This is a genomic window from Ruegeria sp. N7 (assembly GCF_056531345.1).
Window position 1 is genome coordinate 1 of record NZ_JBQFLR010000024.1, and the last position, 14,923, is coordinate 14,923.

14 protein-coding genes are annotated in these 14,923 nt (G+C 59.4%); 4 read left to right on the plus strand and 10 right to left on the minus strand.

What is annotated here, in order from left to right; genetic code table 11:
* From ACR0ES_RS18590 to ACR0ES_RS18620, 7 genes are all read right to left on the minus strand, one after another.
* On the minus strand, positions 1–148 hold a 148-nt coding region (locus ACR0ES_RS18590), incomplete at its 3' end, for a thiamine pyrophosphate-binding protein (RefSeq protein ID WP_480774324.1).
* 42 nt (positions 149–190) lie between these two features.
* Positions 191–1,594 carry an NAD(P)/FAD-dependent oxidoreductase gene (locus ACR0ES_RS18595; RefSeq protein WP_480871472.1) on the minus strand — a complete coding sequence of 468 codons (1,404 nt, stop codon included), beginning with the start codon at positions 1,592–1,594 and terminating at the stop codon, positions 191–193.
* Between the two features lie 37 nt (positions 1,595–1,631).
* Positions 1,632–2,018 carry a nuclear transport factor 2 family protein gene (locus tag ACR0ES_RS18600; RefSeq protein WP_480871473.1) on the minus strand — a complete coding sequence of 129 codons (387 nt, stop codon included), beginning with the start codon at positions 2,016–2,018 and terminating at the stop codon, positions 1,632–1,634.
* A 26-nt stretch (positions 2,019–2,044) separates the two neighbouring features.
* Complete coding sequence (locus tag ACR0ES_RS18605) at positions 2,045–2,539, minus strand: universal stress protein (protein WP_209507926.1); 495 nt, start codon at positions 2,537–2,539, stop codon at positions 2,045–2,047.
* A 17-nt stretch (positions 2,540–2,556) separates the two neighbouring features.
* Complete coding sequence (locus ACR0ES_RS18610; protein WP_480496053.1) at positions 2,557–3,897, minus strand: TRAP transporter large permease; 1,341 nt, start codon at positions 3,895–3,897, stop codon at positions 2,557–2,559.
* A gap of 17 nt (positions 3,898–3,914) precedes the next feature.
* Positions 3,915–4,451: a TRAP transporter small permease gene (locus ACR0ES_RS18615; protein WP_480477503.1), complete on the minus strand. Its 537-nt coding sequence runs from the start codon at positions 4,449–4,451 to the stop codon at positions 3,915–3,917.
* A 67-nt stretch (positions 4,452–4,518) separates the two neighbouring features.
* Positions 4,519–5,535 carry a TRAP transporter substrate-binding protein gene (locus tag ACR0ES_RS18620; protein ID WP_267366014.1) on the minus strand — a complete coding sequence of 339 codons (1,017 nt, stop codon included), beginning with the start codon at positions 5,533–5,535 and terminating at the stop codon, positions 4,519–4,521.
* 157 nt (positions 5,536–5,692) lie between these two features.
* On the opposite strand from ACR0ES_RS18620, the gene ACR0ES_RS18625 reads away from it, so the two are divergent.
* From ACR0ES_RS18625 to ACR0ES_RS18640, 4 genes are all read left to right on the plus strand, one after another.
* Positions 5,693–6,619, plus strand: coding sequence for a LysR family transcriptional regulator (locus ACR0ES_RS18625; RefSeq protein WP_267366015.1), 927 nt, complete (start codon positions 5,693–5,695; stop codon positions 6,617–6,619).
* 287 nt (positions 6,620–6,906) lie between these two features.
* Positions 6,907–8,946: an oxidoreductase gene (locus tag ACR0ES_RS18630; RefSeq protein WP_480871474.1), complete on the plus strand. Its 2,040-nt coding sequence runs from the start codon at positions 6,907–6,909 to the stop codon at positions 8,944–8,946.
* Between the two features lie 58 nt (positions 8,947–9,004).
* Positions 9,005–11,023: a CocE/NonD family hydrolase gene (locus tag ACR0ES_RS18635; protein WP_480871475.1), complete on the plus strand. Its 2,019-nt coding sequence runs from the start codon at positions 9,005–9,007 to the stop codon at positions 11,021–11,023.
* 181 nt (positions 11,024–11,204) lie between these two features.
* Entirely contained in the window at positions 11,205–12,347 is a 1,143-nt protein-coding gene (locus tag ACR0ES_RS18640) for an amidohydrolase (protein ID WP_480871476.1), read from the plus strand.
* Between the two features lie 88 nt (positions 12,348–12,435).
* On the opposite strand, the gene ubiV is transcribed toward ACR0ES_RS18640, so the two are convergent.
* The 3 genes from ubiV to ubiT are packed head-to-tail and all read right to left on the minus strand — an operon-like array spanning position 12,436 to position 14,880.
* Positions 12,436–13,356: a ubiquinone anaerobic biosynthesis protein UbiV gene (gene ubiV, locus ACR0ES_RS18645; protein ID WP_480871477.1), complete on the minus strand. Its 921-nt coding sequence runs from the start codon at positions 13,354–13,356 to the stop codon at positions 12,436–12,438.
* A 4-nt stretch (positions 13,357–13,360) separates the two neighbouring features.
* Positions 13,361–14,338: a ubiquinone anaerobic biosynthesis protein UbiU gene (ubiU, locus tag ACR0ES_RS18650; protein WP_480871489.1), complete on the minus strand. Its 978-nt coding sequence runs from the start codon at positions 14,336–14,338 to the stop codon at positions 13,361–13,363.
* Positions 14,338–14,880 (minus strand): ubiquinone anaerobic biosynthesis accessory factor UbiT, encoded by a 543-nt coding sequence (gene ubiT, locus ACR0ES_RS18655; RefSeq protein WP_480496068.1) that lies wholly within the window; start codon positions 14,878–14,880, stop codon positions 14,338–14,340. The genes ubiU and ubiT overlap by 1 nt, the downstream gene beginning before the upstream one ends.
* Positions 14,881–14,923: the final 43 nt, after the last annotated feature.

A 14,923-nucleotide genomic window follows, 5' to 3' on the forward strand; every position in this document is an offset into this window, starting at 1 on the left:
CCTCATGCGCACAGTCCCAGAACATGATCCCAGCCTTCGGAAACAGATCCGAAATCGGCATCATCGCAGAGCCAATGATCCCAAACGCATGTTCAATACCATGCATCTGCAAAACCTTAACAAAGGCCTCTTCCGTCGTCATCTTCATAGGGGTGTTTCCTTATCTTCAGAACGCTAAAGCGTTGGTAAATCACAGTATTTCGTCTCTGAGGTAATAGCCGACATAGGCTATGCGCTGGCCGAGGCGGCGGAAGGGTGTCAGGATGCCATGGCTGGGCAGCGGGGACGTGAAGATCGGCAGGGCAAAGGCCTTGTCTTTCTTGCCCGCGATCAGCTGTGCCATACGACGCCCGGCCTGAGCCGAGTACATAACGCCGTTGCCGCCGTATCCCATCGCGTAGAACACGCGCTGTTGCGGATCTGGTTGAAAGATACGCGGCATCATATCGTGGCTGACATCGACCCAGCCCCACCACGAGTAATCGAGGTTAATATCCGTCAACACCGGGAACTTTCGGGCGAGGCCCTTCTTCAGAAGCTCCAGATGTTTTTCGTTCTCGGCATCCCGCCCCGTTACCGCGCTGCGGCTGCCGATCTGCATCCGGTTGTCGGGCAATAAACGATAGTAGTGGCGCAAGGTGCGGGTGTCCGTCAGGGGTGATTTGGTCTGAATGCCACACTCATCCAGTTCGGCCTGGGTCAGCGGCCGTGTCACCATCGAGTTTGACAGGATGGGCATCAGGCGGTGCTTTGTGCGCGTGTTCAGGCCCGGTGGGGTATAGCCCGCGGTTGCCAAGGCCACCGTTTTGGCGCGGACGATGCCGCCCGGTGTGCGCAGGTGATGCACGCCGTTTTTCGTCTGCCATCCCATGACCGGACTGCCGGTGTGAATTTTCACCCCCAGACGGCGCGCCATGTTGACGTAGCCGAACGCCAGTTTACCCGCATGGATGCAGGTCCCGTCGGGTTCCCACATGGCACCTGCGGCCTCCATATCGCGCACGTGCTTTTCGTGAAGTTCTTCCCGGGAGAGGATGCGCGAACCATAGCCGAACACGTCGTTGAGCAGCTTGCTCTCTTTCTTGAGGGACGGCATGACCTTGTCGCGATGCGCGATGTAGTAGTGGCCACCCGGCTGGGGGTCGCAATCGATATCGTCGGACGCAATCAGATCGTTGAACAGCTGAAACGCTTCTGTGACCTCGGCATGCATGCGCTTGGCCACGTCCGTTCCCCACCGTTCGATCCATTGCGACCGCTTGAGCCGCCCGGATGAGATCTGGGCCTGCCCGCCATTGCGGGTGGAGCAGCCCCAGGAGACGGTATTTGCTTCTAAAACAACGGCTTGAATGCCGTATTCCTTGGCAAGATGAATGGCGGTCGACAGACCGGTATACCCCGATCCGATCACCACCACATCCGCATCCATATCGCTGGACACAGGTCCATCATCGGCCGGAGGTGTTCCGGCCGTTCCAATCCAATACGTGGGCGCGTGGTCGCGATTGTGACCCGGACCCGCATCAATGATCGGGTCATATTTGGGGTCATAACTGGCCTTGGGCCAGTGACGCGGGATGCTGTTATCCACCATTCTTGTTTTTCTCCGAGGCTGCGCGCAGGGCGGCGGATCAGGCTTTGGACATTGGGCGCGCTTTGCGAAGCGCCTGTTTTACAATGATTTTACCGTCACGAACGGTGAACAGATCCGCACCTTCGGCTTCGATCCGCATTCCGTTTGCGTCGGTTCCCGAGAAGGTCCACTCGGATACGGCACGATCACCGTGGACAAAGTGGCTGTGATGATCCCAATGGGCGTCTTTCATGCCTGCCCAGACGCCCGAAAACGCGGCGGCGATGGCTTCGGCACCTTCAACCTTGTTGCCGTATTTCTCGTCACCGGCCACGGTGTAGAACACGCAGTCGTCGGCGAAGTGGGTCATCACGCCGTCGATGTCGTGGCGGTTGAACGCGTCGAACGTGTCCGCCAGGTCCTGCGTGGTCAGGGTTTTGTTCATTTTGTACTTCCTTGTCAGTGGGGTTGTTACATTTCGTCCGGGTTCGGAACGATCAGTGTCGGGATCCTGGAGCGCCGCAAAACGCGTTTTGCGACCGTGCCCAGGAAGGTGTGCGAAAAGCCGTGATCATGCGCTCCCAATACGATCAGGTCGCAACCCAGTTCGACCGAGCGGCGCAGGATCACTTCTGCCGGATGGCCGTCAGTCACCTCGACCGAGGTGACCTGATCGCGAATTTTCCCGTCGTCGCCGTCGAACTGCGCCCAGAACTTGGCTTGCCGCTCGGCCAGAACCTTGCGCACCATCTCGTGACGACGCTCAATGGCGGTCTTGCGGGTCTCTTCGTTCATGATGAAGATTTCCATCGTGATCTTGGCATCCTCCGACAGGGGTTCATTCACATGCAGCACGTGAATTTCCGCCCCGGTGGCCTGCGCGATGCTTGCGGCATGGCGCATGGCGTGACCCGAGTTTTCGGACAGGTCGGTGGCAAACAGGATGTTGGTGACCATCTGTTTCATGTCGTCATCCTTTCAGATCAGTAGCCAAACAGCCGTGGAAGCCACAGCGACAGTTCAGGGAAGAAGGCGATAATGAAGATCGCCACCGTGTTTGCCGCCGCAAAAGGCAGCGCGCGCAACGAGATCTGTTCGATCGAGATGTTCGAGATACCGGATGCGATGAACAGGTTCTCGCCCAGCGGCGGGGTCTGGAACCCGATGCCCAGCGTACAGACCATCACCACGCCAAAGTGGATCGGATCGATACCAACCGAATACGCTACCGGCAGCATTACCGGAACAAGGATCAGGATGGTGGCCAGTGTTTCCATGAACATGCCGACGAACAGTAGGAAGAAGATGATCAGCGCCCAGATTACATAGAGGTTGTCGGTGAAGCTGAGCATCGAATCTGCGATGATCGCCGGGATCTGGTTTTCCACCAAAAGACGTCCGAACACCGTAGCGGTGAACAGGATCAGCAGGACGCGACCGGTCAGCCATGTGGTGGCTTCAAGCGACTGGAACAGCGACTGCCAGGTCAGTTCGCGATAGATGACTACCCCCACGAACAGGGTATAGAAGATCGCGACGATTGCAGCCTCGGTCGGGGTGAAGAAGCCGGTATAGATACCGCCCAGGATCACCAGCGGCGCCATCAAAGACCAGAACCCGCGATACATTTCGCAGCCCACATGGCGGATCGACCAGCCTTCGGCGACGCCTTTGTAGCCGCGCTTTTTCGACATGAAGTAGTTCAGGATCAGAAGGCTGGTGGCGATCAGGAAGGCGGGTACAAACCCGGCAATGAACAGTTTCGAAATCGAAACCGACTGGAAGGTGCCGAATTTCTCGACCGCTTCGGGTGGCGGGGCCATACCGAGCGCGGCAATGCCGAAGATCACCATCGGGATGGAGGGAGGAATGATAATCCCGAGGCCGCCAGAGGACGCAGTGATCGCCGAGGCATAGCCGCGCTCATAGCCGCGGTCGATCATTGCCGGGATCATCAGCATCCCAACAGCCGCGGTTGTTGCCGGGCCCGAGCCCGAAATTGCACCAAAGAACAGACAGGCCATGACCGTTGCGGCCGAAATACCACCGGTGAAAGGACCGGCCAGACTTTCGGCAACGTTGATCAGGCGTTTTGAGATACCGGCAGCCTCCATCAGGGCCCCGGCAAGGATAAAGGCTGGCAGCGCCATCAGCGGGAACGAGCCCACGGATGTAAAGGCGATCTGCACGAACTTGATCGGATTGTCGCCCAGATAGAGAAACGAGATCAGCGACGCGACACCCAGCGCCACCGTGATCGGCGCGCCAATGAGCAGCAAGAACAGAAATGATCCAAACAGGACCGTGACGATTTCGGATTCCATGGTTACCCCTCCCGGTCTCAGTGGTCTTTGGCCGCTTCGGCAGCGGCCTTGATCTCGTCCAGATCGATCTGGTCGGGATCGTGAATGTCCTCGCCTTTGACAAGGCGGCGGTAATTCACCTGAATGATGCGGAAGGTCATCAGCGCAAATGCGATGGGCAGCACCATGTAGATATACTTCATCTCGATGCCCAGTGTCTGGGATTTCCAGAACTTGTTCATCTTGTTGAAAACAAAGTCTGTCGCCAGATAGAGGAAGTAGACATTGAAGAAGAGCCAGAAGAGGTCGGCAAAGGCTTCGACATATTTGATCGACCCGTCAGGCAGGAATTTGAACTGGAACGTCACGCGGTTATGCGCCCCTTTCAGGGCGGCGTAACTTGCACCGAAATAGACGAACCATACGAACATGTAGACCGAGAGTTCTTCGATCCAGCTGACCGAAAAGCCGAAGACCTCGCGCGCGATGATCTGCACGAACAAAAGGCAGACAAAGCCGGATAAGAGTATCCGGCAGATGACACTTTCTATGTTGTCCAGAAATTTCCAGAACATGTGGTTTCACTCCTCCCTGAGATGAGAAGAGCGCCGTGGCGCTCTTCCCGGTATCGCTCTGCGGCGATTATTGCTGCACCGGCTCGCGGCCGATGGCTTCCAGAACGGTGTTCAGTTTTTCGACGCCACCGATGGAGTCGTAGAACTGGGGCCAAACGGCACCTGTTGCCAGTTCGATGAACTCGGCTTCGTCGTTTTCGGGATCGATGATCTCCATGCCTTTGGCGGTCAGCTCTTCCTTGATGGCGGCCTCGGAATCCCGCAGGAATTGTGCGGATGCCAGGGTGGCTTCTTGTCCTGCTTCAAGGAGGATTGCCTGATCTTCTGCGGACAGGTCCTGGAAGACCGCTTCTGAAACGATCAGCGGTTCAATCGAGAAGATGTAGCGCAGGTTGGTGACGTGGTCCTGAACCTCGTAGAACTTCATCGCGTTGATGGTCAGGTAAGGGTTGTCCTGCCCGTCAACCACCTTGGTTTGCAGACCGGTGAAGGTTTCCGACCATGCCATCGGCGTCGGGTTGATGCCCCATGCCTTGTAGGTTTCGATCATGATCTCGTTCTTAGGAACGCGGATGACCAGATCCTGAAGGTCAGCAACCGATTTGACCGGTTTTTTCGAGTTGGTCAGGCGGCGGAAACCGGTATAGGTCCAGCCGATGATGCGCACGCCGGCATCACGGATGGTGTTTTCGACCAGTTCCTGACCGATTGGGCCCTGGGTCAGCTTTTCGGCATCTTCCAGGCTGAGGATCACGTAAGGCAGCGTGAAAACACCGACCGAAGGCGAGAACGGCGTGATGTTGTTGATCGCCAGCAGAGACATATCCAGCGTTCCGATCGCCGCCTCGTTCACGGTGTCCTGTTCGGACCCCAGCTGACCGTTCAGAAACAGCGTTGCGGTGTGGGCACCGCCCGATTTCTCTTCCAGCGCCTTGACGAAGGCGATGCCCAGAGCTTCCTGTGCGCTTCCTGCGCTATCGCCCACTGCGATCTTGAAGTTCTTCGCATCAGCCGTGCCCGCAACCATCAGTGCAGCAACGGAAACGGCGGCGCTGATGGTGCCCAGCTTTTTGATAAATGACATGGATGTCCTCCCATTTGTCGTGTTTCGAGGTGCGCGATGGCCTGGGGAGAAGGTGGCCAGTCCGATTCTGCCTCGGCCACAAGAGGCTATCTTGCCAACATGGTTTCGTCGTTGTTAATATTTGCGTGAAAGGTTTCACAAATGTCGAACTTATAATATGAGACAAAACCCACTGGCCACCCGCATCGGGGACACGGACATCCGCCTTCTTCGGGTTTTCAAAACCGTTGCGGAAAGCGGAGGGTTTTCAGCGGCGGAAAATGAGCTCAACATCGGGAAGTCAACAATCTCGAAACACATATCGGATCTGGAGCTGCGGCTGGACTTGAAGCTGTGCAACCGTGGCCCGGCGGGTTTTTCCCTGACTGAAGACGGCGAAAAAGTGCTGGCCGCGACAGAAGACCTGCTGATTTCGGTTTCTCAGTTCAGAACCGAAGTCAACGAGATCAAGCAGCAACTGGCAGGAAGTATCCGCGTGGCGTTGTTCGATCAGTGTACCACGAACCCAGAAGCGCGCCTTGCCCGCGCCATTCACAGGTTCAACGAAGCCGCCCCTGCCATCCAGATCGAGTTGTCGATCGAACCGCCCAACGTCATTGAGACCATGGTTATCAGCGGGCAGCTGGATGTCGGGATCATCGCCCTGCACCGCCCCTCGGCAAGCCTGCATTATGCGCCGCTTTATGGGGAAAACATGTTTCTGTATTGCGGGCAGGACAATCCGTTGTTCAGCCAGTCCGCTGACACGCTGAGTTTGCGGGACATTCAGGCGTACAACTATGCGGGTCTGAACGTGAACTCGCCCAACCTGATATATGGCCAGCAACTGGGGTTTCGGCGCGCTGCCAAAGTGCAGAACGAACAGGCCCTTGCAATTCTTATTCTGTCAGGCAGCTATCTGGGCTTTCTTCCGGACCATCTGGCGCAGGAATTTGTCGAACAGGGGCTTATGAGGCAGGTGATGCCGCAGGAAATCAAATACAGAACGCGCTTTGCGGCGGTGACACGGAAACATCCGGATCCGACACGTGCGGCCAAGCTGTTTCTGGAAACCCTGCTGAGCGTTCATTCCGAGACGCCCTGAGCCCGGCCTCGCCGCCTGTTTGCGCGTGGGCACTCCGCAAGAGGATTTGTTCACTGAAGGCATACGCCAACCGGGTGTGCGCGGCCGCGCTTGTCTTGTCCACTCGGGCGTAAGGCATGAGGAAAATGGGTCCAAAACGTCTGATTGAAAACAAGTTTGACTTGGCAATTCCAGTTTGATTTCAATCGGCAAAGACCCTCACCTTTTGCCCCCAGACAACCGGAGAGCCGCATGTCATCCGACCCTGTTGCCGCCTTGCGCACTCAAACCGATCACGAGGCGCTATCATGAGCCGCGATGCCTTGCTGCAACCTTATCAGCTAAAGCACCTGACGCTGAAGAACCGGATCATGACGACCAGTCACGAACCCGCCTATCCCGAAGATGGGATGCCGACGGAACGTTATCGTGCCTATCACGAGGTGCGGGCCAAAGCGGGGGTTGCGATGACCATGACGGCGGGGTCGGCCGTTGTCAGCCGCGACAGCCCGCCTGCGTTCAACAATATCCTGGCGTACAAGGACGAGGTAGTCCGCTGGATGGCGGAGCTGACGGATGCCTGCCATGCCCATGGCTGTGCGGTGATGATCCAGCTGACCCATCTGGGGCGGCGCACGGGCTGGAACAAGGGTGACTGGCTGCCATCCCTGTCGCCGTCGCACGACCGGGAACCGGCGCACCGGGCCTTTGCCAAGAAGATGGAAGATTTCGACATCGCGCGGATTGTGACCGATTACGCCGATGCTGCCGAACGGATGCAGGCCGCCGGGCTGGATGGAATTGAATTGCAGGCCTATGGCCATCTGATCGATCAGTTCTGGTCGCCGATGACCAATCGGATGGACGCGCCTTTTGGGGGCAATCTGGACAACCGGTTGCGCTTTGGCTTCATGGTTCTGGATGCAATCCGCGACCGCGTCGGGCGCGATTTCATCATAGGGGTCCGTTACACCGCCGACGAGGTGGAAAAGGGCGGCATCACCGAAGCGGAAGGGCTGGAGATTGCCCGAAGGCTGCGTGACAGTGGTCAGGTCGATTTCCTGAACATTATTCGCGGGCGTATTCATACCGACCCGGCCATGACGGACGTGATCCCGGTTCAGGGCATGAAAAGCGCACCCCATCTGGATTTCGCCGGGCGCGTGAGGGCCGAGGTTGGGATGCCGACCTTTCACGCCGCGCGCATTCCCGATGTGGCAACGGCACGGCATGCGGTGGCCTCGGGCCTGCTGGACATGGTCGGCATGACCCGCGCGCATATGGCAGATCCGATGATCGTTGCCAAAATCCGGGCTGGACGGGAAGAGGACATCCGGCCCTGTGTCGGTGCCACCTACTGTCTTGACCGCATTTATCAGGCGGGTGAGGCGCTGTGTGTCCACAACCCGGCCACCGGGCGCGAATTGTCGATGCCGCATGTGATCCCTGCTGCTGAAACGCGCCGCCGCGCGGTGATTGTGGGCGCAGGCCCCGGCGGGATTGAGGCCGCGCGGGTCGCGGCCGAGCGCGGGCATGACGTCACCGTTCTTGAGGCCGCGCCCGAACCCGGCGGTCAGGTGCGGCTGACCGCGCAATCCCGACGCCGGTCCGAGATGATCGGAATCATCGACTGGCGCATGGCCCAATGCGCGGCGCGCGACGTGACATTTCGGTTCAACACCTTTGCGGACGCCGATGCTGTAACCGCGCTTGCGCCGGACATGGTGGTGATCGCAACCGGCGGGTTGCCCGATTTGACGGTTCTGGAGGCGGGTAACGATCTGGCGGTTACTGCATGGGATATCCTGACCGGTGATGTGCGCCCCGGCGACAATGTCCTTATTTATGACGATGCGGGGGATCACCCGGCCCTGATGGCGGCTGAGGCTATCGCACAAGCGGGCGGGCGGGTAGAAATCATGACCCGCGACCGCAGTTTTGCCCCCGAAATCATGGGGATGAACCTGGTGCCCTATATGCGGGCCCTGCAAAAAACCGGAGCCGTGTTCACAGTCGCCCGGACGCTGAAATCACTGGTGCGATCAGGCAACCAGCTGGAGGCAGCCATTGGCACGGATTACTCGGACCTGATAGAAAAGCGCCTGTATGATCAGGTGGTTGTCAATCAGGGTGTTTTACCACTGGATGATCTGTACTTCGATCTGAAACCGCTGTCGCGAAACCTGGGCGCCGTGGATTATGAAGCGCTGGTCGGCAGGTCCGGCCCCGTGTTTCCGCAATCTGTCCCAGAGGCCGGGTTTGATCTGTACCGGATCGGAGATGCCGTTTCATCACGCAACACGCATGCCGCCATTTATGATGCGCTGCGCTTGGGGCTTCGGTGGTGAGATCAATGAAGCACACCACAAGCAGCCTTTCACCTGACAGTCAGTCAAAGGACCGGACATGAGCAACACAGAGGTCATCGAAACCGTTTGGATTCCCATGCCGGACGGCGCAAAACTTGCGGCACGGCTTTGGCTGCCCGGATCGGCGCGAACAACGCCTGTTCCCTGTGTTCTGGAATACATCCCCTATCGCCGCCGGGATCGCACCCGGATGCGGGATGAAAGCATGCATCCGCATTTCGCCGCGGCAGGCTATGCGTCGATCCGGGTGGATATCCGCGGTTATGGTGACAGCGACGGGATTCCCGAAGATGAGTATTCGCATCAGGAGATTCAGGATGGGCACGACATCATCCTGTGGATTGCAGATCAGGACTGGTGCGACGGAAATGTCGGAATGTTCGGCAAAAGCTGGGGGGCGTATAACGCCTTTCAGGTGGCCGCGACCCGCCCACCAGCGCTGAAGGCGATTGCGCCGGTGATGGGAACGGATGACCGCTGGCGCGAGGATATTCACTTTTACGGCGGCTGTCTGGCCAATGACAATTTCTGGTGGGGTTCGATCATGCAGCTGTACAATGCCATGCCGCCCGACCCCGAGATCGTGGGCGCGGATCGCTGGATCGACATGTGGCGCGCACGGTTGGAGGGGGTCGAATTCTGGCCCGCCAAGTGGCTGGAACATCAGACCCATGACGACATGTGGCGGCGCGGCTCGATCTGCGAAAACTATGCGGATGTCGATGTGCCGGTGTATTTCTTTGGCGGATGGATGGACCTGTATCGCGACACGCCGTTCCGCATCGCGGAACATCTGAGCGGGCCGGTCAAGATCCTGATGGGCCCCTGGGCGCATCTGTATCCGCAAGAAGGGGTGCCGGGGCCCCGGGTCGATTTCGTCGGCGAGGTGATCCGGTTCTGGGACCATTGGCTGAAGGGGATCGACACCGGCCTGATGGACGAGCCGCCCTTGCGGTTTTTCCTGCAAGACAGTGCCGCCCCGTCCGGGACACATGTGCACCGCGAAGGGCGGTGGATCGAAGAGCCGAGCTGGCCGTCGCCAAATGTCAAGGACCAGCCCTTGTGGCTGAATGACGGAACCCTGGACGCCTCCGCCGGGTCGGGCGGGGAGATGTCGGTCTGTTCGCCACAGAATTTCGGGGCCGCAGCGGGCGACATGTGTTCCTTTGCAATACCCGGAGATATGGCAGCAGATTGCCGGATCGAGGCCGCAGGGGCGCTGCAATTCAAAGCAAAGCCCTTGGAAAAGCCCATAGATATTCTGGGCCAGCCCTCGGTTGACCTGACTGTTTCTGCCGATCGGACGCAGGGCATTGTTGCGGCCCTGCTGGTGGATGAGGCCCCGGACGGCGCGCAGACATTGATTGCACGCGGGTTCTGCAACCTGACGCACCGGATCAGTGACACTGAACCGACGCCGATTACACCCGGCGAAGACATGCACGTGACTGTCCCGCTTTATGGAACCGGTTATCGGGTATTGGCGGGTCATCGCATCGTTCTGCAAATCGCGTCTGCCTATTGGCCGGTCCTGTGGCCAGCGCCGGAACCTGTGACGCTGACGATCCGACCCGGCACGTCGCGGCTGATCCTGCCCGTGCGAAACCAGCGAGATGACGCGCCAGCCCCACGCCCGCTGCCCGAACCTCAGGGTTCCGACGTCGCCCCGCGGAAGACGAACGTTCGCTCTGGGTCGATGGAGCGTTCGGTCCACACCGATCTGACCAATGGCGCGGTGACACACAGGTATTTCCTTGACGGGGGTGTCTTTGGGCCGGTGGGCGATATTCGCCTTGACGATATCGGCACGGTGCTGAGCGATATGTCGGATCGACGCTATACCATCCAGCCGGGTGATCCATTGTCGGCAATGGCCACAATGGAGCAAACCGCCGGTTTCGACCGCGAAGGGTGGTCAGCCAAGATCTGGACCCATTCCGAACAAAGGGCGACAGCGACCGAATTTCACCTGACCGCTCGCCTAAAGGCGTGGTCGGGTGCCGATCTGATCTTTGAGGACGAACAGTCTTATGTCATCCCCCGCAACGGGATGTAGGCGCAGAATGGTTTACAGACCCGCCGGTCTTGTGGTGCGCGGCTTGGTGGGCTGCTCGCGGGATCGAAACTGTTCAGGGCTCTCATCCGGGGGCAACGTGCATCAATCGGAACCTATCTTTGAGCGGGATTGCAAAATCCTGTAGCAAGGGCGCAAGAAAGCAGGACGAAGGAGAGTTGCCATGACGAGTTTTTCCGAAAACCTGCGCGCCCTGCGGCATGAGTTTCACCGCAACCCCGAGCTTGGCTTTCAGGAGGACTGGACCAAGGCCCGGATCGCCGACCACCTGAGAAGCCTTGGCATCGAAGTGCATGAAGGTGTCGGCGTTGTTGGTGTTCTGCGAGCGGGCCATGGCAACCGGTCCATCGGTCTGCGCGCGGATTTCGACGCCCTGCCCATTACCGAGGCCAACAGCTTTGCCTACAAGTCTCGGAACCCGGGCGTGATGCATGCCTGCGGCCATGACGGCCATACGACGATGCTGCTGGGCGCGGCCGAACTTTTGGCCAGGGATCAGGGCTTTGACGGCACCGTTGTCTTCCTGTTCCAGCCCAATGAGGAGCACGGGCTGGGCGCGCGGGCGATGATTGAGGAAGGCGTCCTGCGGGATTTTCCGATTGACGAAGTCTATGGCGCGCACAATCTGCCGGGCGAACCCGTTGGACGGGTTTCAACCCGCGCCGGTGTCATTTGTTGCAGCGAAAGCCTATTCGAGGTCACCATCACCGGTCAGGGCGGCCATGCCTCGATGCCCCATGTCGGGCGCGAGACAATCACGCCCGCAGCAGAGCTTGTTCTGGCCTTGCAAACCATCGTTTCGCGAAAGCTTGCCCCATTGTCTGGCGCGGTCGTTTCCGTGACCGAGTTCATCACCGATGGGCAGCGCAACGTCCTGCCGGGTCGAACAGTGTTGAAAGGGGACGCACGGGCGATGTCCCCCGATGACCGCGCGCGGATTGAACACCATATGCGGCAGATCGCGGCGGGCGTGGCGGAAAGCCACGGTGTCGCGGTGACGGTGGAATTCCGGACCGAATTCATCGAGGCAATCAACGATACCGACGCCGCAACCCATGTGGTTTCAGCAGCAAAAACGCTGGGTCTGGAGGTTGACGGCGACCGGACCGCCATGTCGTTTTCCGAGGATTTCGCGGAATTTGCGGCTGCGGTTCCGGGGTGTTTTCTGCTGATCGGCAATGGAACCGAGGGGTCGAATGGCCGCCCCCTGCACGCGGACGATTATGATTTCAACGACGCGCTGCTGCCATTGGGGGCAAACCTGTGGGCCGAACTGGTGCGGCAACGTCTGCCAGTGACCACCTGACTGCGCAGGACGATCCGTGGATGTTTCGGATCGCTTCCTCTGGTCGCCTCAAACATTCGCCCACGGATGCCGGACTTTTCCAGAATGATCAGCGTGCCGCTTCGGTGGACACGCGTGCCGAACCCGACCATTCAGCACCGGATGCGCCGGTCAGGAACCCATCGCTTAGCCTTATATCGGGATCGTCCGTGCACAGGGCATGTTCCAGATCGCCCCGGTCAAGTTGACCATCCAGCCGCTGACGGTAGAGCGCACACAGCCTTGGGAACCCCTGAGATTGCGGCGACAGGCGCAGGGCCGAGACGCCCGCGCTTTGCAGCAACTCGACCTGATGGTCCGTGCAGGCATAGCTGTCTGACAAGGTCTGCACGCCGTTCATGGCCATGAATGGTTGTCCATCGCCGGTCAGCACATCCAGCCCGTCGGGGTCGTTTTCGCAGGCAAACTGGCAGTTGTCTTTGCTGCGCCCATGCAGGCGCGCGTGGTAACACCGGCCGGAGATGGCCAATGGCAGGCGACCATGGCCCCAAACCTCGACTGCGACACCCAGACTGGCGGCGGCTTGTGCCAGAACCCTGACCGAGGCGATTGGCAGTTCCGGTGGTAGGCAAATGCGGCGCGCGCCACGTGACGCCAGCCATGCCAATGTGCCTTCGTTATAGACATTGATCAGCGGTCCGACATCGAAATCGGTGTTTTCGGGCAGATGCGCCAGCGCGGTCAGATCGTTGATCTCGACCGTGACGCCCAGATCCGCCAGATCGGCGGTCAGCTTGCGTTCACGCCTGAGCGTCACCAGTGCAAGACTGGTCAGCGCAACCTGTTTGCCAGCCTCAACCAGCCGGGCAATCGCGTCGGGGATCCGGTCCTGATAGAACGGCAGGCGCTTGGAACAAACCAGCTCACCCAGCACGATGCGGTCGACGGGGGTTTGGGCCAGATCCTCATAAAAGGAAGTCCAGTTCTCGGCGGGCCAGAAAAACTGGTTGGGGCCAACGGTCAGTTCCATCGCGCTATCTCCAGGTTTTTTTGTAGGCGCCGGTTGTCATGGCCTGCCCTTCGGACAAACGGGCCAGCATCCCCTCGGGCAGAGGGCGCCCGGCCTCAAGCGCGTCGACAGCGGCACGGAAGTTCCGAACCACCTGCGCAACGTAGGATTTCGAGCGCTGGCGCCCTTCGATTTTCAGCGCGGTAACACCGGCCTTCTGCAATTGCGGGATCAGCCGTTCCGCGTTCAGGCTGACGGGGTCTTCGAACAAATGGCCCGTCTTTTCACCTGCGGAAAAGCACCCTTTGCACAATGTCGGGTAAGGTGCAGGCTGGTTTCGTTCGACTCGGTGGATCAGGTAGCCACCCAGACGGGTGTTCAACGCGCCCTTGTCGTTCTGGTATTCAACATGGCTGGCGGGCGAACAGACGCCATTCATGTTCGGAGACAGCCCGGTGGCATAAGAGGACAGCGAACAGCGACCTTCGGCCATCACGCAGAGCCCGCCGAACACAAAAACCTCGGTCTCGACTTCTGTTTCGGCGTTGATGGCGGCGATTTCGGGAACCGACAGCACGCGCGGCAGGACCACACGTTTGACGCCGAAGGTTTCGGCATAGAAGTTGATCACATCGGCATTCGCCGCCGCGGCCTGCACGGACAGGTGCCTGCGCAGCCCCGGATGGTTGCGCGCGGCATAATCCAGCAGCCCGATATCGGCGAGGATCACGGCATCCGCGCCGCAGGTTTCCGCGTCGGCCACCGCGCGATGCCAGATTGCTTCGCTGCCGGCGCGGGGAAACGTGTTGATCGCAACCAGTACCTTGGCCCCGTGGTCATGGGCAAAGGCAACACCCGCGCGCATTTCGGCCCGGTCGAAGTTCAGGCCCGGAAAGTTGCGCGCGTTGGTTTCGTCATTGAAGCCGCAATAGACTGTATGCGCCCCGGCCTTGACGGCTGCGCGCAAGGCGGCGGGCGTTCCTGCCGGGCAGACGATTTCCATCACCATAGTACAGCATCTTCCGGTCGAGTCAGGTACAGGCCGGTTCGACGTTCCACCAACGCGATCAGCTGCTTCAGCGGGCGCGCAAGCGGGCCGGAGAGGGCTGCGGCCTCGTGCGCGAGGTCCAGTTCCGCGTCGTCTATTGCGTTGCGCAGGGCCAGCGCCGCGGCCGTATCGCCCTCGATCACCAGATCACGTGAGAAGAACAGTGCATCGCCGTCAAATGCACCGTGAACCAGCCCAAGAAGGGCCGCCAGAGGGCCGGAAATACGCGCAACCCCTGACCCGCTGCGCCGGGTCAGTGTCACCTTTGGGGCACCGCCATTCGGATCAAGCAGCAGGACAACAGGCAAATCCGTCGGATCAAGAACGAAAACTGATCTTCCGTATGCGCCAAGCCGTTGAAACATTTCCGGGTTTTTCTTTGCGACCCGGCGCGTGAAGACCGTCAGCGACAGCGACAAGGGGCCAAGCGGCACTATCCGAAACATGGCCGCCAAAGCCGCCGGGCAGCGCGGTATCGGGTTCTGAGGAACGGGCAATGAGACCTCCTGCTGTCACAACATTATGACCTTGGATGCCTTC